This window comes from Shewanella decolorationis S12 (genome assembly GCF_000485795.1).
GTDB lineage: Bacteria > Pseudomonadota > Gammaproteobacteria > Enterobacterales > Shewanellaceae > Shewanella > Shewanella decolorationis.
This window is the reverse complement of sequence record NZ_AXZL01000060.1, coordinates 85,770-105,586: the sequence shown is the minus strand read 5'-3', so window position 1 is coordinate 105,586 and position 19,817 is coordinate 85,770. Positions and strand designations below refer to the sequence as shown.

At 43.3% G+C, this 19,817-nt stretch carries 17 protein-coding genes; 9 read left to right on the top strand and 8 right to left on the bottom strand.

Going from position 1 to position 19,817, the window contains the following annotated elements; all coding sequences use genetic code 11:
• Both SHD_RS22280 and SHD_RS08385 read left to right on the top strand, forming a co-directional pair.
• Nucleotides 1-223: hypothetical protein (locus tag SHD_RS22280; protein ID WP_023266710.1), on the top strand; the 223-nt coding region annotated here is incomplete at its 5' end.
• 335 nt (nucleotides 224-558) lie between these two features.
• Complete coding sequence (locus SHD_RS08385; protein ID WP_039977895.1) at nucleotides 559-753, top strand: helix-turn-helix transcriptional regulator; 195 nt, start codon at nucleotides 559-561, stop codon at nucleotides 751-753.
• A 52-nt stretch (nucleotides 754-805) separates the two neighbouring features.
• Here the strand turns inward: SHD_RS08385 and SHD_RS08380 are convergent, their stop codons facing one another.
• The 4 genes from SHD_RS08380 to SHD_RS08365 all read right to left on the bottom strand — a co-directional run bounded on the left by SHD_RS08380 (nucleotide 806) and on the right by SHD_RS08365 (nucleotide 3,779).
• Nucleotides 806-1,018, bottom strand: a complete 213-nt coding sequence (locus SHD_RS08380; protein WP_023266709.1) for a hypothetical protein — start codon at nucleotides 1,016-1,018, stop codon at nucleotides 806-808.
• A 271-nt stretch (nucleotides 1,019-1,289) separates the two neighbouring features.
• The gene (locus tag SHD_RS08375) at nucleotides 1,290-2,531 is read right to left on the bottom strand and encodes a tyrosine-type recombinase/integrase (RefSeq protein ID WP_012368404.1); all 1,242 of its coding nucleotides are present in this window, start codon (nucleotides 2,529-2,531) and stop codon (nucleotides 1,290-1,292) included.
• 1 nt (nucleotide 2,532) lies between these two features.
• A complete protein-coding gene (locus SHD_RS22035) occupies nucleotides 2,533-2,802 on the bottom strand; it encodes a hypothetical protein (protein WP_023266708.1) in 270 nt (89 codons plus the stop codon).
• Between the two features lie 2 nt (nucleotides 2,803-2,804).
• On the bottom strand, nucleotides 2,805-3,779 hold the full coding sequence (locus SHD_RS08365; protein WP_023266707.1) for a ParM/StbA family protein: 975 nt from the start codon (nucleotides 3,777-3,779) through the stop codon (nucleotides 2,805-2,807).
• A gap of 482 nt (nucleotides 3,780-4,261) precedes the next feature.
• Here SHD_RS08365 and mobI point away from each other — a divergent pair, with 482 nt between their 5' ends.
• On the top strand, nucleotides 4,262-4,687 hold the full coding sequence (gene mobI / locus SHD_RS08360) for a conjugative transfer protein MobI(A/C) (protein ID WP_022609790.1): 426 nt from the start codon (nucleotides 4,262-4,264) through the stop codon (nucleotides 4,685-4,687).
• Between the two features lie 67 nt (nucleotides 4,688-4,754).
• On the opposite strand, the gene iteS is transcribed toward mobI, so the two are convergent.
• The 4 genes from iteS to umuD all read right to left on the bottom strand — a co-directional run bounded on the left by iteS (nucleotide 4,755) and on the right by umuD (nucleotide 10,395).
• The gene (gene iteS / locus SHD_RS08355; protein ID WP_039977889.1) at nucleotides 4,755-7,019 is read right to left on the bottom strand and encodes a S8 family anti-phage peptidase IteS; all 2,265 of its coding nucleotides are present in this window, start codon (nucleotides 7,017-7,019) and stop codon (nucleotides 4,755-4,757) included.
• Nucleotides 7,009-8,142 (bottom strand): AAA family ATPase, encoded by a 1,134-nt coding sequence (locus tag SHD_RS08350; protein WP_023266703.1) that lies wholly within the window; start codon nucleotides 8,140-8,142, stop codon nucleotides 7,009-7,011. The genes iteS and SHD_RS08350 overlap by 11 nt, the downstream gene beginning before the upstream one ends.
• A gap of 527 nt (nucleotides 8,143-8,669) precedes the next feature.
• Nucleotides 8,670-9,938, bottom strand: coding sequence for a translesion error-prone DNA polymerase V subunit UmuC (umuC, locus tag SHD_RS08345; RefSeq protein WP_023266702.1), 1,269 nt, complete (start codon nucleotides 9,936-9,938; stop codon nucleotides 8,670-8,672).
• Between the two features lie 7 nt (nucleotides 9,939-9,945).
• Nucleotides 9,946-10,395, bottom strand: a complete 450-nt coding sequence (gene umuD, locus SHD_RS08340; protein WP_000116661.1) for a translesion error-prone DNA polymerase V autoproteolytic subunit — start codon at nucleotides 10,393-10,395, stop codon at nucleotides 9,946-9,948.
• A gap of 654 nt (nucleotides 10,396-11,049) precedes the next feature.
• On the opposite strand from umuD, the gene SHD_RS08335 reads away from it, so the two are divergent.
• From SHD_RS08335 to SHD_RS08310, 6 genes are all read left to right on the top strand, one after another.
• Nucleotides 11,050-11,955, top strand: coding sequence for a 3'-5' exonuclease (locus tag SHD_RS08335; RefSeq protein ID WP_023266701.1), 906 nt, complete (start codon nucleotides 11,050-11,052; stop codon nucleotides 11,953-11,955).
• Nucleotides 11,956-12,168: 213 nt separating this feature from the next.
• Nucleotides 12,169-12,468, top strand: coding sequence for a hypothetical protein (locus SHD_RS08330; protein ID WP_014703148.1), 300 nt, complete (start codon nucleotides 12,169-12,171; stop codon nucleotides 12,466-12,468).
• A gap of 317 nt (nucleotides 12,469-12,785) precedes the next feature.
• Nucleotides 12,786-13,721 carry a WYL domain-containing protein gene (locus SHD_RS08325; protein WP_023266700.1) on the top strand — a complete coding sequence of 312 codons (936 nt, stop codon included), beginning with the start codon at nucleotides 12,786-12,788 and terminating at the stop codon, nucleotides 13,719-13,721.
• A 37-nt stretch (nucleotides 13,722-13,758) separates the two neighbouring features.
• Nucleotides 13,759-17,091: a helicase-related protein gene (locus SHD_RS08320; RefSeq protein WP_023266699.1), complete on the top strand. Its 3,333-nt coding sequence runs from the start codon at nucleotides 13,759-13,761 to the stop codon at nucleotides 17,089-17,091.
• Nucleotides 17,092-17,094: 3 nt separating this feature from the next.
• Nucleotides 17,095-17,781 (top strand): DUF4391 domain-containing protein, encoded by a 687-nt coding sequence (locus SHD_RS08315; RefSeq protein ID WP_023266698.1) that lies wholly within the window; start codon nucleotides 17,095-17,097, stop codon nucleotides 17,779-17,781.
• A gap of 82 nt (nucleotides 17,782-17,863) precedes the next feature.
• Nucleotides 17,864-19,810, top strand: coding sequence for a site-specific DNA-methyltransferase (locus SHD_RS08310; RefSeq protein WP_023266697.1), 1,947 nt, complete (start codon nucleotides 17,864-17,866; stop codon nucleotides 19,808-19,810).
• Nucleotides 19,811-19,817: the final 7 nt, after the last annotated feature.

Here is a 19,817-nt window from a genome sequence, read left to right as displayed (position 1 = left end):
CCGTGTACAAACTAAAAGAATTTATACATGGCAAACCAAGATTTTCTCAATGAAATCAATAAGCGAAGGACCTTTGCTATCATTTCGCACCCTGATGCCGCCCAGCCTTTCAACGCTTAAAACCACCTTTCATTGCACACCACAATCACATCTCTACGTACTGAATTTAAAGGCTTTTTGTCTTTTTCTCGTTTCTTTGCTTTTCAATGATGTTCAAGCGTAACCTCGGAAAATGTGTACAAACTTGAGTACAAATCGCCATATTTACCGTTTTTAGCCAAATTCCATGACACAAACCTAGCTGTAGGCCTTGTTCCTACTGGGTTTCAGCCAAAACTTGCCTATATTTTTTATGCCAAAAATCGAGAAATGATGGTAAGACGTTCGCGATTATCTCTAATTGTTTGCCGGTTGAGTTGGTTACCGGTTGCTTTCTTGCTGTCCTAAAAGTTCATTTGTATGGACCTGATCTTCTGAATAAATCATGCATCTTTCTGACCATCAACAAGTGATGAATCAGGCGATGATAGCTTTACATTGATTTTCAGGAGAATGCAGATGACAGCAGTAGCGCACCAATTAACCCCTTTTCTAACGTCTTACGAAGTGATGGCTCGTTACCACATTAGCTATACGACGCTCTGGCGAAGAATAAAAGATGGCAGCTTGCCGCAACCTCGTATCAACCGAAATACACGAAACAAGCTGTGGCACATTGAAGACTTGGAGGAGTATGAGAACAGTGAAGGTTGAGCAGGGTTTAGAGTGTTAAGGGCAAAGCACCGCCCTTAACCTCTTAACAATATTATTCGTTGATGTTGTCAGGCTTGTCGTGATTTGGATTGTTTCGGGCGTACTCCACACCATTGCGCTTGTAAATGTGTGTGTCTGGATGTTTACCTTCCTTAACTTCACGAACCAGTGTTTTTCGACTTACTTCGCCGCGCCCTGTAATTGTGTAGCTATCATTTCCACTATTTTTACCGCCATTGCCGTTGATACTTGAACCTTTCGCCATTTGGAACCCTCAATAAAATGAATCTAACTGTAGGTGCATTCAAGAACAGCAATGGAACCCAAGGTTTCACTTCCTAAAGCACTACAAAATAAATGTGGTTTCAAACTGAGAAACTCAAGAGTTCAGGCTGAAAAATAACCAGATTAAGCCCTGATGATAGCTAGGCGGCTTAAGCAAGTTTTAAAGCGACCAGTCAAAAAACAACATTGAGAAGGTTTTTGACTGGTCACAATAAGGAATTCCATCTCCCGGTAGCGGTAGCGACAAATTCTTACTGTCCGAAACGCCAGTTGAATGGAAAGCCAGTCGGCTCGATGATGGTCTCTAGCTGTTGATACCAAACGTCGTAAGCATGACGCATTTCATCCAGGTACTGATATTGATTGTAGATAGCATCCAACCCTTTTTTGCTGTGGCCAATCATCAACTCGGCAACTTCTTGCGTCGTGATGGCCGACATTCGTGTTCGCATCGTTCTGCGAAGATCATGCATAGACCAATGTTCCATCTCAATACCAAGCGACCTGCGAGCCCAGATTTTCACATTGTTAGGAATAGTGGTATCAAAGCCATTTGTGGCAAGCTCTTCTTGTCCGTTCGCGGGAAACAGGTAAGTTGATTTACTCATCTGCATCGCCAGTTCAATCAGCTCTATAGCAGGTTTAATCAATGGCCGCATGATCGGCGCTCCAATTTTCTCACCTTGTTTACGGATCTCTATAGGCACTGTCCACATTGCAGATTGCAAGTCAAAGTGATGCTTTTCAGCTTGAATGAGTTCTCCCTTGCGACCGCCCAATAGCAGAAGCAATTTTATGTAGATGCGGTTCTTCTCAGTAATTTTTGACTCGTGCAAATAGCGCCAAAGTATCCTGATCTCGTTGTCATTTAGCACCCGAGTTCGTTTGCCTTTTTTACCGCCAACCTTTTTTGCTGTGATCCCAGCGGCAGCGTTAATTTCCAAAATTTGTTCATCAATCAGCCAGTCATAGAACTTATGCAGTACAGACACTAGGCGCTCTGTGTTTGACGGAGACGATTCCGAAACCTCACGAAGACAGTTTCTTAAGGACAATTCATTGATGTCAGTTAATGGATACTTGCCAAGTCGGGGCAGCAAATATATTTCACTGCTACGTTTTTGGAAGTGCCACGTTTTCTCCTTTAGTCCTTGCTTACCGGCAGAGTCTATCCAGTCTCGAAAAATCGATTCGAAGCTTTGGTTGGCAGAATACTTAGCCCGTTCCTGCTGTAGGTAGAGCTTGGGGTTTCTGCCCTGGTCGAGTACCGCCCTTAACCTATCCAACTCATTCCTGGCTTCAGCAAGCTTCATAAGTGGGTAAGTACCTATGTCTACCCGCTGTTGCTTGCCATCGAAACGATAACGAAACTGAAAAACAATTTTGCCCTTGGGCGATACCCGAGCACTTAGCCCGTCTCGGTCGGCTTTTACTACGGTTTCTTTTGCTTCTTTATTTAACCTGGCATCGAGCCAGCTAACTGATAACGCCATGTTATAAGCCCAGCCCTAGTTTTGATTTTAAAGATTGTTTACGTGATTCTGCTTTGGGTTCTGGCGCTGTACTCATAGAAGTAACTTCACCATCTGGTGCATGGCCATCCACCGGTACAGATGTCGTGGATAGATTGGGTTGGCTCATTTGAATTAAGCCAAAGGTGGCCAGCATCCTCAGACGCTCAGCACGTTCCCGTGGCGGCGTCTTTTCCAATTCTTTGAGCAGTTCAGGGTGGCTCCCTGGGGGAATGTTGACGACAACTCTCATGATCACGCCCCATAAAACCAGAAGCCTCGGACGTTCGCCAAAACAGACTGTTCCGGCACGATGATCTTGCTTCGTGAAAAAATCTCCTTGGCCGCTTCCTTATAAGCCAAGGCTCCACCTCCGGCGATCAATACCAAGTCCGCATTGATGCTTTCGTCACGCATGGATTGGCGCATGGCTGTAAGCGCAACAGGCGCTACCTTTTTCATGGCAGCATTCAGATAAGGTGAAATATCGACTTTTTCTCCAAACAGCAGGACCTGCAAGTCGCCGGTTCTCATGGCTTTTTCAAGTCGATCCATACCTACTTTGGCACCGTGATCTTCCGAAATCAGCTGATCAATGGTTTCCAGTAGCACGGACATTGCCTGAAGACTGGTTCCTGATGAGCTGTAGCGAATTTCTCCGGCCTCAAGGGCAACCCAGTCAACAGAAAAAAAGCCGGGATCTATGACGACGACGCGACCTTCTTCAATCAAGCCCAAATCTCCACCTGTTTGAACCAGATCCATATAGGCACCGGCAGGCTGCGGCAGCACTTTGACGTCATGAACAGTGATGCTGCGCTTAGGCGTCACTTGATGGACACCTTTTAAACGCTGCACAAGGTCAGACTTACGTTGTGGTTCATGAAACTGGGAAACCGGTAATCCAGTGACAACCAAATCGATGGACTCAGTTTCAGCCATCAACAAGGCAGCATGAAAAAGCGCCTTATAGGTTTTTGTGGTCGGATATTCCGGGTGGAGCTCTCGTTCCCAGCCTTGAAGGCGTCCAGCAGGCACACCAGCGGCCCAACGCTCATTATCGACAGATACATACAAACAAGTTTCATCATCGCCACCACCGATACGCTCTGGCATACGATCCGCAGGACCGGCACCCGCAGGTAGAATAATGGTTTTCGGTTCACTGCCTGATTGGCCAATTGCCAGCTTCAGGTTTGAGTAACCGATATCTACGCCTAGTACAAACATACTTATCTCCTGTGCACTCAAAGTGCTCTAACGGTTTTCAATCAACCGCGCTGTTCACGCTTGGGCATTTCCAAGTGCTCTGGCGGTTTACTCAAATGTCATTATCAGGATTCGGTGCACTGGCGGTGGGCAGAAAGGTGACAAATCCTTTCATCTATCTGCCTATTGCATTTTCGCAAAAGTATGAGAATAGGCTCTGTTTGGCGGCTGATGACCTAGCCAAAAAAATCGAGACGCCAAACGTCGTTTGCATTCTGGCCTGAACTTGCCAAACGGTTTGTATCTTCATGGCGATACGTCTTTTTAGGTGTTTTTAAGTGAAATCGGGCTGTATCCCTTGTCAGGTATGGGATTGCGCGAGTTGATTTATATCGAGACGCCAAACAGCGATTGTTAGGGCAGTTTTACGTTTGGCGTTTCGATCCAAAAGCCAAACGGATAGTGGTTTTGGCTTTTGGGGTTAATTGGGTGAGGAAATTGGTTTGGTAGAAATCGTCAATGAACAATGGAAAGCAGAGGTATCAGATTTACTTCAGCAAGAAACGGACAGACTAAAAGCGCTGGCACGAGCTGAAGTTGATGACTTTTGGGTTACCCATTACAAGGTTCGAGAGAATGAGCCCTTTAAAGACTGGGGTCTGCTTGGTGTCCGTATCAGAGACTTTAAGTATGGCTTTGGCATAGAGTGGTACATCAACAGTTTTCACGGTCAACGAGGCAAACGCGTGGTCTTTAGCAAGGGACTGCGTATTTCAAAGACGAAGCTGAGATATTCATTTTTGGACTGCCAAGGTCTAGCCAAAGAATGGGAGCTAGCGCTGGCCATGGAGAAAGAAGAATTCTTCAGTGATGTTCGACGCCAGGTTGATAAGCTCAACATGTTGCGTCGAAGGGTTAATGCATATTGAGATCGTAATCTTCGTAATAGTTGTGAACTAATTAACTAAGATTACGACCCACAATTATGCCCAATAACTATTGCTGGATAGTAATTGGTACATTTACTACAACTGGGTTTAGTATCCAGCCATTAGTCTTTAGCAATCTCACAGCATCACTGTAAAGATTTGTTCCTTCTTTGATTGATTTTATTGTAACAAGTAAAACTGTTTTTTGAGGCGTCGCCGGATTTTGTTCTTCTGCCCTGATGGTCGATTCCATCTTGAGCTTCCATGCAGCAACTCCAGTACCTTGAGGATATCTTTTCTTGTGAGCTTTTGTAGGTGACCACTTAAAGGAGTTCTTTAGCTGGTTAATTTCATATAAGTCTTTTTTCTCAGAAGGCAAAGGCGGTACTTTTCCCTTAAATATAGTTTTTAGCTCCCCTGTTTTTTCGTCCAGAATCTCTTTTGTTTCCCCCATTGAGACGCTAATGTTTACACGACTGTATTCTGAACCAAAAGATCTATCAAAAGGAGGCGAATAAACCAGTGTCATGGCTACTTCTCCCTTAAACATTCCAGCTTCTTGAACTGAAGTTGGCAATGGAATTGGACTTCGCTCAAACTCAACTAATCCATGCCTAACATCGACTTCAAACATCAGTGTGATCTGATCATCTGTGCAATAGAGTAAGTTGTCGATATCTCCAGGCTTTCCAAACCCTGTAGAATACTCGTAACCATTGCAGCCAAGTACTGCTGAATGAATTACTAGTGCTTTTACCTTCTCTGGTGTAGCGACAATTGTTCCGTCTATTGATTTCCATGCATTTGCCGCGATAGAAGAAACTATAGGGGTAGCAAAACTAGTCCCAACAGATTCGAACATTTGGTTGTCTGGTCCACATGATAAGACTCCTATTTGTGCAAAACTTCCGCTGGGAGTGCAGTTTCCTCCATAATGGATAACTTCTGGTTTTGGAGTAAATGCAGGTCCTGGGCCGATTCTCGAAAATGGTGAACATTGGCCTGTTTCAGAAGCGGACAGAGGGTTTTCCTTATGAGCCATTGATCCAACAGTTAATGCTCTTAATGAATCTCCTGGTGAAGATACTCGACTTTCACGGAGCTTTTCTTCTTCAGGTTTGCTCGAAGTAAACGAATTATGATTTCCTGAAGCAACAACAAACAAAATACCATGCTTCTCACTGAGGTCATCAAGGAAGCATCCAAAGTCCGAAAACGTATTAAGTGGAGTTGGCTCTGACCGACCTATTGATAAATTCCAAATTTTGATCTCGGGAAACTCTTCAACTGCTTCTGAGATCATATCCATCAGATCGTCTTCGGAAGCGCTTCCTGATGTATCAAATACGGTAATATCAACTAGTTTTGCTTGCGTGTTAGGGAAACCGCTACCTTGATAATTGAGAGAGCTTGGAGAGGCAATTAACCCTCCTACCATTGTGCCATGAGATGTATCAAGCAGGTCTTCAGGTACAAAAGACTTTCGACCTACGACCCACTTATTAATCTGTATTGATTTTCGGCAAATACCCGAGTCAACAACAGCTACCACCGGATAATCAACGCCTGTTGTTGGGTCGGGTAGCAATAAATTGTCAATCGGACCAACTGGGCTTGTCGCTAATTTATAGTCAGTAGGAGTGTAGGTTGGCATTTCTTCGATAGAGCGCACAGCAACGTTATTTGCCAAGTTTTGAATAGAGAGTTTGCTCTTAGCTTTTACCGTGTGAAATCTGGTATGCGGCGAAAACTCTCTAAAAGTGATATCGAGAGATTCGTTTGCAGTTGATTCATCAAAGTAGTTCTTAACAACAGCGTTCTGGCTGTCTTTTAAGTGATCAAATAGATGAATTTTGTATTTCTGAACACCAGAATCATCGTCATCTAAACTGCTAACTTGAAGCCTATCTTCACTTGAAAATACGCTAATCTCTTCAATTGCTGCGATATCTGGTTGAACTGTTTTTGCCCTAGATTGAACTCTCTGTCTGAGTTGGCCTAACCCCTCCTCATTAGCGCTAACGAGCAAAATTCCAAAATCAGCGCTTCCAATGATAGGGCAAGTATTATCTTTAAATACATTGTCTGGTCTGTGCGATTTAGCCAATGCATTCTCTAGTAACCTGACTTTTAGAACAGCTGGCACGTTGGGATGCGATTGAAAGTGCTGTTTTAGTTCTAAAGTAGACTTATCTATATCCGATTGCAGTTTATCAACCAGCTCTTTGGTAACTTCGCGAAGTGGCTTTGGTCCGCTTTTGGGAGGTGGCGTTTCCCTGAAATCGCGTTGCGTAATTTTTACAGCTTGTATTGGGTTATTTTTATTGCTCATTTTCATCCCTATTTAGCAAGTTTGATATTTTTCCTGTAGACATTCCAAATATTTTTGAAAGCAGTCGCACTGTAAAAAGTTCTGAGTTTAGATTTTTCAACTCTACTAGTTTGTCCGTGGCTTCTTTTTCAGACTCAATTACATTTGAGTATCGAACCATTGCAATCCGATACAACAACTCTTGCTCAGTAGTCTGATTTTCATCATTCAAAATCGCTTTTCTTTTTGCTGCAACGCATATTTGAGCAATGATTGCTCCCGATAGTCCAACTGAATGCTCAACTGTTTTCTGTAGCTTAGATGGAGAAAACTCTGCTAACTCATTACGGTAAATCTGTTCTCTTGTAACAGAATCTGGAGCATTTAGTTTAATTCGAAGCTCGAAGCGTCTCCAAACAGCAGGATCCAACAATTGTTCGTGATTTGTTGCGGCAATGATTATTGTATCTTTAGGAAGTGCATCGATATTTTGAAGCAGACTGACTACCACACGTTTTAACTCTCCCAACTCATGTTGATCGTCTCTTGCTTTAGCTAAAGCATCAAACTCATCTAAAAACAAAACGCATGGCTGCTGCGATGCAAAGTCAAAAAGTGATCTTATATTCTTAGATGTTGAGCCAAGAAGCGACGATACCAAAGAATCGCAACGAGCAGTGAACAACGGTAGTTCAAGTTGTGCGGCTACATTGTGAGCAAGTAGTGTTTTACCGCAACCAGGAGGACCATACAACAATAGGGATGGGGCACTACTTAGGCCTGCATCAGCTAATTTTTCTGCTTTTAAAACAAAGGAAATAAATTCATCAACTTGAGCTTTAGTTGTTGCATCAAGAACTGCCATGCCAGAATGATTAGACCCTGGATAGGTAATATCAGCTAACGCCATATGGCTATCTTTATCAACAGGTGCTCTCAACTGCCTTGCTGGCTGTGCCGATGCTAAGTTATAGCCAGAAGCCAGAAGACTATCGGACATGGAAGTTCTTAATCGTTTGGCAATCTTATGCTCTCCATCACTTTCTAATTTGTCTGCAAGAAATTCTGTATAAGCTTTTACCTGATTGATCTTTCCAAGCACTCCACCTTCAATAATTTTTGATAACTCTCTCGCATACTTCATTTTTAGGCCTTTATGTGAACATAGGTGCTGAATTTTGAACATAATAGCACTTAATTGAGTTTTAGTGTAGGTTTTGTGAACACATTATTGTGGGACTTCGTCAGTAGTTACGTGAAAAAACTTAATTCAATCCCCCGTTACACAGAGGTGGTACGTTATGCCAACAGGGGCTTAAGCCTGAGACAAATCTTGAATCGTCACATTGTGTAGGACTTCAGCTTTTTCTGGGTATCCGTGTTCAAAAGCTCCCATGGAGATCTCTCAGTCCAGAACCCTTTTCAGTAGTAAAATCGAGTTTTTGATCATTTTTTCTTTTATGAATAGTCAATGTCTTGCGCTTGAAGTCGGCGTCCTGTTCATTCAATACACAGTTCTACACTGCATTGGACCCGGCATAAGAAATAGGTTCTAAGATGGTTAGCTTTCTCTGGCCATGGAGAAAGAAGGTTTCTTCAGTGATATTCGACGCCAGGTTGATAAGATCAACATGATGCGTCGCAGAGTGAATGCGTATTGAGTCAACTGCACTACTTCACTCGCGGTAACTGGTCCCAGCGTGTTGTGTAGGCGGGAGACAAATGCTCTCGCTTCATCGACCAATCTTTCTTCGTACCTTGTCCAGCAAAGAAAACCTTTCCGGCACCGCTTTGATTAATGGTGTCCAATACAGACATTAACTGTTGGCTATTAGAGCGGGTTGATACGTCATCGAATAGTCCTGGTTGAAACATGCCGGGATCGTAAAAGTCAGACAGCATGACGCCCGCTTTGGCATAACGAAAACCATCCTTCCAAATCCGCTTGAGTAAGTGATTGGCCAGCTCGATAAAATCCCGTGTATCGCAACTGGGGATCAGCAACTCACCTGATGCAGAGCTGCTGTATTGCGGCTCGTTGTCCTTAAAGGGGCTGGTACGTATGAACACGGTCATCACTTTGGCTTGCTGCTGTTCTTTGCGAAGCTTCTCAGTGGCGCGGGTTGCGTATTCACATACGGCCTCACGTAACAATTCAAATTGCGTTACTTTTTCGCCAAATGAACGGCTACAGACGATTTGTTTCTTAGTTGGTGGGATCTCTTCAAGTTCAATGCACGACTCACCATTGAGCTCTCTGACAGTTCTCTCTAAAACCACTGAAAACTGGTCTCTGATGGCTCTAGGAGAGGCATTGGCTAGGTCTAAGGCTGTGGTGATACCCAACGCATTTAAACGCTTAGAAAGCCGTCTACCAACGCCCCAAACATCATCAACCGGGACTAATGCGAGCAATCGACGTTGCCGATCTGGATTGGTCAGGTCTACAACGCCCTGAGTGGCGGGATATTTCTTGGCGGCATGGTTCGCCAGCTTGGCGAGTGTTTTAGTTGGTGCAATGCCTACACAGACGGTGATCCCAATCCAGTGGCCTATGCGCGCTCGCACTTGTTGTCCGAACTCGACAAGGGATATGGCAGACTCAATACCGGTTAAGTCCAAAAACGCTTCGTCAATGGAGTAAACCTCTACTCGTGGTGCCATCTCTTCCAAAGTGCGCATCACTCGACTGCTTAAATCCGCATACAGCGCGTAATTGGACGAGAATGCAAAAATACCATGACGCTGCATTTCAGCTTTGATCTGAAAGACGGGTACGCCCATTTTAATACCGAGTGACTTAGCTTCACGTGACCGTGCAACCACGCAGCCGTCGTTATTGGACAGCACCACAACCGGCGTATCTTTTAAATCAGGACGAAACAGCTTCTCACAACTGGCGTAAAAGTTGTTGCAGTCCACCAAGGCAAATACAGGCATGGGATAGTTACGACTTACGGCGCATGTTTCGCACCACATTGGTGACCACACCAAATATCTCTAACTCTGCCCCTTCAGGAATATGAATGGGCTCATACGCCTGGTTTCTTGGGATCAGCTTGACGCACGGCCTTAGTTGAAGCTCCTTTACCGTGAGTTCTCCATGGATTCCCGCGATGACAATGTCACCGTGTTCTGCTTGGACAGAGCGATCAACCACCAAAATATCATCTGGGTGAATCCCGGCATCAATCATTGAATCACCTTCAACACGCACAAAGAACGTTGCAGCCGGTCGCTTGATGCACAGCTCGTTGAGGTCGAGCGTTTGCTCAACATAATCCTGCGCTGGTGAGGGAAAACCAGCAGAAACACGTTCCATGAACAATGGAATACGAAGGCGCTTGGCTTTGATGAAAGCAAGTGCGCCGCTACGGCCTATCAGCGAGACACTCATGACGAACCTCGAAAAATTACAATTGATACTGTTTGTTTATACAGTATCTAATGCTATGCTGATTTCTACAAGTAAAATTGTAGGTAAAACTGTAGTTGTTCGAGTAAGACGTTGTGTCGTGGGTGACTTCTCTTTTGTGTTGAAAAGCTTGATGTGGGGGATCGCTCGCCCTCGTCAAAGCCTGCAAGGCTTGGACAATACTGCTTCTGCCTACTGCTCTTGTTTCTGTTACTGATCCTGTTACTGCTACTGGTTAACGCATGGGTCGAGTAACCGTCAGATAAGGCTTGTTGAACCCTTTGCAAAGGGTTTAAAAACAGTTAGTAAAATTCTGCTTCGTATTGAATTTACTGGCTTAAAGCGAAGTCAGGAGCATCATTAAAATGCTCAGTCGAACTCAGTTAAAGCCTTTTTCAACCGTTTGAAAAGGGGTTGGCTAAGCCATACGTAAAGGGTATCGGTAAGGGTTACCTAAACGGTTTAGCTAAGACTTTCTGAAAGGATTAACCAAAGCCTTCATACATGGGTTCACCCAGTAGAAAGATTAAAAAATGCTGAGGTATCCAAGGTGCATTTTGTACAAATGCGTTTATAAACGAACAGGGCACAATGAAATAACCCAAAGCGAACAATAGAATTGAAGAGGAACCATCAATGACAAGAGCCCCTACGCCATTTCCGCTAGAGCGCCTCGCGGATATCCCAGAAAGACCAGAAGATTTTAGATTGCTGGAGCGTATTCCATTAACGCGTGAGCCGCAGTCCTGGCCACTTGAACTTTCTCCTATGGTAGGCGATGAACAGCCAATGGTGCTGCTCGATACAGAGACAACTGGACTGTCTGCCGATGACGAGTCCATTATTGAGCTTGGTATGGTTAGGGTGCTTTACAGTCCCTCGGCTAAGCGGATTGTGTCGATTGTTGATGTGATCAGCTTGTATGAAGATCCCGGCAAGCCAATCCCCGAGCTGATTACCGAGTTAACCGGCATCACCGATGAGATGGTGCAAGGCCAGCACATTGATGATTCACTGGTAGCGAGTTGGTTATCCGATGATCCGCTGGTGGTTGCACACAATGCACAGTTTGATCGTCCTTTCTTTGAAAAGCGGTTTGCTGCATTAGGACATCTATCTTGGGCCTGTTCAGCCAGTGGCATAGATTGGAAGGCGCTGGGCTTTGAAAGTAGAAAACTTGAGTACCTGCTGCTTCGCTTAGGTTGGTTTTATGAAGGACACCGAGCTGCAACCGATTGTTTGGCGATGGCCTGGTTGTTTCATTTGTTGCCCGAGTCCGTTGCAAACTTGTTGTCTGAAGCAGACAGGCGAACTGTGTTAGTTCGTGCGTTTGGTGCGCCGTTTGACGTAAAGGACTATTTAAAAGAGCGTGGTTACCGCTGGCATGACGGTGTTAAAGGTGCCAACAAACATTGGTGGCGCGAAATCAGCGAAGACGAGTTGCCGCAGGAACAAACTTACCTGGATGATTTGTATCATCGTGGCTCAGAACATGCCCACTATGACTACAAAGATGCCCGCAATCGATTTAAAGCTTTGTAGCTCTTCACAAGGTAAGCCTTGCATATTTGAAAACCTCTGGAAAATGGAAAGTGAACTTACGTTATACCCAAACTACTTGGTGTTGCAGCTAGGCGGCAAGTGAGCGAGTCCCCATGAGCATAGATCTTCTATGTGATTGGGGTGAGCGAATGCAGGTAACACCGCTGCGGCTGCAAGTAGGAAGGGTATATAACCAACAAGAGGAATCTTTCCATGTACCAAGACACCTACATTGAATACTGGGGCGAAATCTTCGTCTCTGCCCGCATCATTGAATTTGGCATCACGTTCGAGCGCTTTCTTAAAGATCCATGGAAGCACTTGATGTCCTGTGGCCAAGAGTCTGCACCGGACGCGATTGCTGAAGGGATGCTGCCATTGCTACCAGCCCAGGCAGAAGTTGCCAGGCGCATTCGGGAGAGTGAGCAACGAGCCCTGATGTCTACAGAGTCGGACAAAGGGGTATCGCATCGCGGTAACATCGTGGTGCCACTGGTTCGGGTAGCGCATTGATAGCGGCTATCAGCATTGGCACAAAACAAGGTCTTCACGCTCATGACTCAGCGACAATTGTAATCCAGATCAAAAAGTTGCCGCTTAGTCTTCCCTACAAAATAATTTGTGATAGGATGATACCTAATAAAATTAATTAGGTTGAAGCCTATTCAGTGTTTTATGGCCATCTGTTCAGCTTCAACCGGTAGAGATTGATTAGCCATTGCGGATGAATAGCAGCTTTATGCCATGCCGTTCAATGTGATTACGTGATGTCTGACCGAACTTTATAAACAGAGTTTTAAGAATCTGGTTGAATTGGATAAACAAGACGCATGACAAATGATGGTCTGAAAAAAACGGTAGTGGCGAAGCCAGATAGGCTTTCGCAGATAGCGCAGTTGCCGCAAGCAACCAGGGATCGCATTGCCCATATCGATTTCACCTTGTTGTTTAAGGGAGAAGCGGTACGGGCAGACTTAGTAGATCGGTTCAGCATTGCCGCCGCACAAGCAACGAAAGACTTCACAATGTACCGAGAGCTTGCACCAGGCAACATTGAGTATGACCAAAAGCTCAAGTTGCATAAGCGCGGTGAAGCTTTTGAGCCCTTGTTCGACTATGACGTTGTGAGAACATTGGCAACTATTAGCCAAGGGTACGGTGATGGCTTCACTGGCAAGGTAAAACCACCCCTTGCTTGTGAAGCGCCTTATCACCTCAACAAGCCGAGTTTATCGATAGTGGCGAAAGTCACCGAGGCCATACACAAAGGCAAAGCCTTGCGTATCACCTATGTATCGTTATCGAGCGGTGAAACCACGCGTGAAATTGTACCGCATACGCTGGTGGACAATGGCCTGCGTTGGCATGTTCGTGGTTTTGACCGCAAGCATAGCGAGTTCCGTGACTTTGTACTGACCCGCATTAAAGCAGCGGTTGTGATTGAGGATTCGACGTTGTCTGAAACGGAGCTCGAAACCCAAGACCGGCAATGGAATCGCTTTGTAGAGCTAGAGTTAGTGCCGCATCCTCGTATTGAGCACAGCGAAGCGATAGAGTTGGACTATGGCATGAAATGTGGCGTTTTAAAGATTGAGATTAGAGCGGCAACGGCAGGCTATTTACTCAGACAATGGAATGTGGATTGTTCTTCCAACGCCACACTAAAAGATGGTGGAGCTCAATTGCATTTAAAGAACAGAGCAACACTTTATGGAGTTAAAAACATCATGCTAGCTCCAGGGATTGAAAAAGAACTTGGTAACTAATGCACAAAAACGAACTTGGCGCAGGGAATAAATTTTGATGAAAATAATCGATAACCTTAACAACCTATTAGGTGACGAGCTTCAACAGACGCTGACACCGAATACAAAGTTAAAGATTGCTGCGTCTTGCTTTTCTATTTATGCGTATGAGGCTCTCAAAAAGGAGTTAGCGAAGATAGACTCACTTGAGTTCATCTTCACATCACCTACTTTTGTCGCAGATGAAGTTACCGATAAACTCAAAAAAGAAAAACGAGAGTTCTTTATTCCCAAAGCAGGGCGTGAACGCAGCCTTTACGGAACTGACTTTGAAATACAGTTAAAGAACAAGCTCACTCAAAAGGCGATCGCCAAAGAGTGTGCAAACTGGATCAGAAAGAAAGCGACATTCAAATCAAACAAAACTGATTCTCCAATGCAGTCGTTTGTTGTGGCGGAAGCACCTAGACAGCAAACAGAGACAATGAGTGCAGTTTTTGCTCCGGTTAGCGGGTTTACGGCGGTTGATCTAGGGTATCAGCGAGGAAACGCTATTTCGAATTTTGTGCAAAAAATCGATGAGCCAAATTTCACAGCGCAGTACTTACAGTTATTCGACCAAATTTGGAAAGACCCTGCGAAGCTTCAAGATGTTACTAAAACAATTTGCGAGCATATAGAGTCTGTCTACCAGGAAAACTCGCCTGAAAAAGTCTATTTCATTATTTTGTATAACATTTTTAATGAATTCCTTGATGATATTACAGAGGATGTATTACCAAATGATCGAACCGGCTATCAGGACACCTTGATTTGGAACAAGTTATTTAACTATCAAAAAGATGCTGCGACCGGGATCATCAATAAGTTAGAGACCTATAACGGCTGCATTCTGGCTGATAGTGTTGGTCTTGGTAAAACATTTACAGCGTTAGCTGTCATCAAGTATTACGAGCTCAGAAACAAATCAGTGCTGCTTCTATGTCCGAAAAAGTTAGCGGATAACTGGCTCAACTTTAATCGAAACCTAAAAACAAATATCTTTGCTAAAGACCGTTTTAGTTACGATGTTTTGTGTCACACAGATTTGAGCCGAACCTCTGGCGAATCCTTCGGTACTCCGTTGAATAGAATCAACTGGGGTAACTATGACCTGGTCGTCATTGATGAGTCGCATAACTTTAGAAATAACGATGCAGTGAAAGATCGAGAAACTCGATATCAGAAACTGATGAATAAAGTTATTCGCGCTGGCGTGAAAACCAAAGTCCTGATGCTATCAGCTACACCAGTGAATAACAGATTTACTGACCTAAGAAACCAGCTTGCGCTAGCTTATGAAGGTGAGTCGAGCAATCTCACAAAGCATCTTAAAACCACAAAAAGCGTAGAGCAGATATTCAACCAAGCACAAGCTGCATTTAACGCTTGGTCCAAACTAGATCCAGAGACACGAACAGCTAAAGCCATACTCGATGCCTTGGATTTTGACTTTTTTGAACTGCTTGATAGCGTCACTATCGCTCGCTCACGAAAGCACATCACAACTTTCTATGACACAACAGATATTGGCCATTTCCCAGAACGTAACAAGCCAATCTCGTTTCATTGTCCGCTTACTACTCGTTCGGATGTAGTTAGCCTGAATGAGATCTTTGAACAGCTTAAGCTACTCAAACTATCTGTTTATGCGCCAGTGAGTTATATCCTCCCGAGTAGATTGAAGAAATATGAGGAGATGTATGACACGGAAGTTGAAGGCGGAAAAGGTAAATTAAAGCAAAGCGACCGTGAAAAAAGTTTGGTTGCATTGATGACAACGAACCTCCTAAAGCGTCTTGAGAGCTCCGTATACTCGTTCAGAAGCACCTTGCAATCTCTCCATGATAACCATGTTCGTGTTCTAGGTATTATCGACGAATTCTATAAGCGAGACGGGCAAACCGAAGTGAGCAGTCTCGTTGAAGCGCTAGAGTCTATTGAAGCAGATGAAGACGATATGCCTTCTTATCACGATATGGAAATCGGTAACAAAATCAAAATTAAGCTAATGGATATGGATCTTCCATCCTGGCAGCAGGATTTAGATGGCGATTTGGAGCTGATCAAAGGGTTACTAGATTCTGTTAGCAAAATTAAGCCAGAAGAAGATGCTAAGTTGCAGCATCTGAAATCACATATTGCTGCAAAAATAAATAATCCGATAAATCCTGGAAACAGGAAAATCATCGTGTTCACGGCGTTTGCTGACACCGCTCAGTATCTGTACGAGCAGTTGTCACCTGTGATGTTAAGCGAGCATAGAATCCATACTGCGATGATCACTGGTGGTGCCAGTTTACCTAAGACCACCTTAAAAACCGGACGAAAAGGTTACGACACACAAGAAGTGCTCACCTTGTTTTCTCCAGTTTCCAAGTCGAAAGCCAGTGTATTACCTGACGAACCCGCTGAAATCGATTTGTTGATTGCTACAGACTGTATCTCTGAAGGGCAGAACTTACAGGATTGCGATTACTTAATTAACTTTGATATTCATTGGAATCCAGTTCGGATTGTTCAGCGCTTTGGGCGTGTTGACCGTATTGGCTCGCCGAATAAATGTATTCAGTTAGTTAACTACTGGCCTGATATATCGCTGGATGAGTACATCAACTTAAAAGAACGTGTTGAAAGTCGAATGACGATTGTTGACGTAACAGCGACCGGTGATGACAACGTTCTAAGTAGTCAAGCGAATGATGTGTCGTACCGTAAAGAGCAGTTAAAGAAACTACAAGAAGAAGTCATCGAGCTTGAAGATTTAAAAACGGGGGTTTCTATCACCGATCTAGGTCTAAACGAATTTCGAATGGACCTGCTAAATCTAATGAAACTCTACGGCGAACCAAGAAATGCACCAAGCGGCATGCATGCGGTGGTTGAGGCTAAGCCAGAATTAGGGTTATTGCCTGGCGTGGTGTTTGCGCTGAAAAACGTTAATAACAGTATCGATAGAGATCTGCAAAACAGGCTCCACCCTTATTACCTTGTCTATGTATCGAATGAAGGTGACATCGTCGCTAATCATTTTGAGGTAAAGAGACTATTAGATTTAATCCGAAGTAGCTGTAAAGGTCAAACAGCACCGCTCAGTGAGATTTGTGCTTTATTTAATCGCTTAACGCAAGACGGTCGAGATATGCAGCGTTACTCTCACCTTCTGACAGATGCCATAAAAAGCATGGTTGAAGTTAAGGAAGAAAAAGATATTGATAGTTTGTTTAGCGGTGGCGCTACCTCAGCTTTAGTGAATACATTTGCCGAGCTGGATGACTTTGAATTGCTAGCTTTTATTGTGATTCAGCAAAAGCAGTTCATTGATAACAGTGCTCAGGATGAGGTTAGCTAGTCTATGAACTCACCTTGGATATTTCCTGACAAAGCAAAGTTCGGTCGAGTCGTACCGAAGAACAAAATATACGAACACAGTGCGGCAAGCGCTGGGTTGAAGTCACTTTTTGTACAGCAAGTTGATCAAATCCTTTGGGCTTACAAGCTATCACCTAACACACTGAATATTCCTCACACTAGTGAGATCAGTGAAATACAGGTTATCAGTGTGAAGCTTAAAGGCGACGAAGTAGACAATAGCGTACTAAAAGCGATTGATTTGGCCATACCTTTTCCCATTTTGTTTGAGGTATGGGGGGCTAGTGGTGAACAAGGCCACTATGCCGCTTGCTATAAGCGTAAGGCAGAAAATGATCAGTCCAAATGGGTTTGTAGCCACTATCTACACTCAGAAATATTCAATTCCGGTGAAGCATTAACAGTGAATTCAGAAGTTTTGGGTTTGCCTACAGCAATCGATATGGAGGAGCTGTATCAAAAGCTTCTTGCTCGCTTGTTACCCATACCCAAACGAACCGCTGAGAGTATAGAAGAGGCTATTCAACGCCTGGAGGCAATTCATGCATTGGAAAAGCAAATCGCGCAGTATAGAAAAAAGGTTCATGCTGAGAAACAGTTTAACCGAAAGGTTGAGCTCAATAAGCAGCTAAAGAATTTAAAATGTGAGATTGAAAAACTGCTCGCATAAAGAATACACAAATAGAGAATTTTAATCAGATAAATAGTGCCACATGCTTTTAATATAAGGCATCACGCAAAAGGTAAAAGACATGGATAAATTAAAGATGCATAGCCCCGATATGACGCAGCAAAACATAGCAAAAATTCAGGCGTTGTTTCCGAACTGCGTGACGGAGTCAATAGGGGTTGACGGAGAGCTAAAGCTAGCCATTGACTTTGACCAGCTTAAACAAGAACTCTCTGATTCCTTGCTTGAAGGAGATAGGGAACGATACCACCTCAATTGGCCGGGGAAAAGACAATCAATTGTATTGGCGAATTCACCAATAACTAAAACCCTAAGGCCTGATCTATCAAAAAGTGTCGACTTTGATAGTACAAGCAATATTTTCATTGAAGGTGATAACCTTGAGGCTATTAAATTACTACAAGATAGCTATCTTGGTAAGGTAAAAATGATTTTCATTGACCCGCCTTATAACACAGGCAAAGACTTTATTTACTCCGACAAGTTTAATAAAAGTTCAGAAGAATATTTCAGAGAATCTATGCAGGTCGACGAATTCGAGAACAAAATGGTATCGAATACTGAAACTAACGGACGATTCCATTCTGATTGGTTGAGCATGATGTACCCACGTTTGAAGTTATCAAGAAACTTTCTAACAGAGGACGGAGTTATCGTTGTTCATATTGATGAGAATGAATACCCAAACTTGGAAAAGATTCTTTCTGAAATTTTTGGTGAAGAAAATAATTTAGGCACAATTGTTTGGGACAAAAGAAACCCTAAAGGTGATGCAACAGGTGTTGCTCAGCAACACGAGTTGATTTCTATATACTGTAAGAATAGGGACTATTTTAAGGAAAATGTGGAATTTAAAAGGCCAAAAGAAAACGCTTCAAAAATTATTGATAAAGCTTCTGAGTTGATACAGAGAAATTCCGGTGTAGTAGACGATAAAATTAGAACTGAATTTAAAAAATGGATTTCTAAATCTCCCTTCTCTGGTGGTGAAAAAGCTTATTCGTTTATTGATGACGAAGGAAGAGTGTATAGGACTGTCTCCATGGCATGGCCCAATAAAAAGAAAGCGCCAGATGACTATTTTATTCCTCTAGTACACCCTGAAACTAAAAAGGAATGTCCAGTTCCTGAAAGAGGTTGGAGAAATCCCCCTGCAACAATGAAAAAATTGCTTGATGCAGGATTAATTGTTTTTGGAAAGGACGAAGCTACACAGCCAACAAGAAAATATTTATTAAGCGAGAACATGTATGAAAATGTTCCTTCTTTACTCTATTTTGCAGGTAGTGATGATTCGTTACTTTCATCTATGGGTATTCCATTCGACACTCCAAAATCAGTTGAAGTTACAAAGAGGGTTATAGAATCAGTTTGTAATGGTGATGATATAGTTATGGACTTTTTTGCTGGTTCTGGAACTACTGGCCATGCCGTATTTGATTTAAATAAAAAGCAAGGAAATAACCTGAGGTTTATTCTTGTTCAGGTTGATGAAAAATGTGATGAATCTATTGCAAAAAACTATAAATTTAAATCAATTTCAGATTTGTCAATCAAGAGGTTAGTTGAGGCGGGGAAACTCTTTGAAAATTTCTTGGATGACAAAGGTTTTCGTTTTTTCAAAGTTGATACTTCCAATATGGCAGATGTGTACTACGCCCCGGATCAAGTTACTCAGGGCTCGTTAGATTTATTGGTTGATAATATTAAGGCAGACCGCACTGATGAAGATTTACTTTTTCAAGTCTTACTGGATTGGGGCGTCGATTTAAGCTTACCAATTAAAAAAGAATCGATCCAAGGCAAATCAGTTTTCTTTGTTGATGATGATGCACTGGTGGCCTGTTTTGATCTGCGCATAAATGAAGCTTTGATTAAAGAGTTAGCTGCAAAAGAACCACTTCGTGTGGTGTTCCGTGATGACGGCTTTGAGTCTGATGCAGTAAAAATTAATGCCGAGCAGATTTTCAAGCAAGTGTCGCCACATACTGAAGTTAAAGCTATATAAGGAGGGA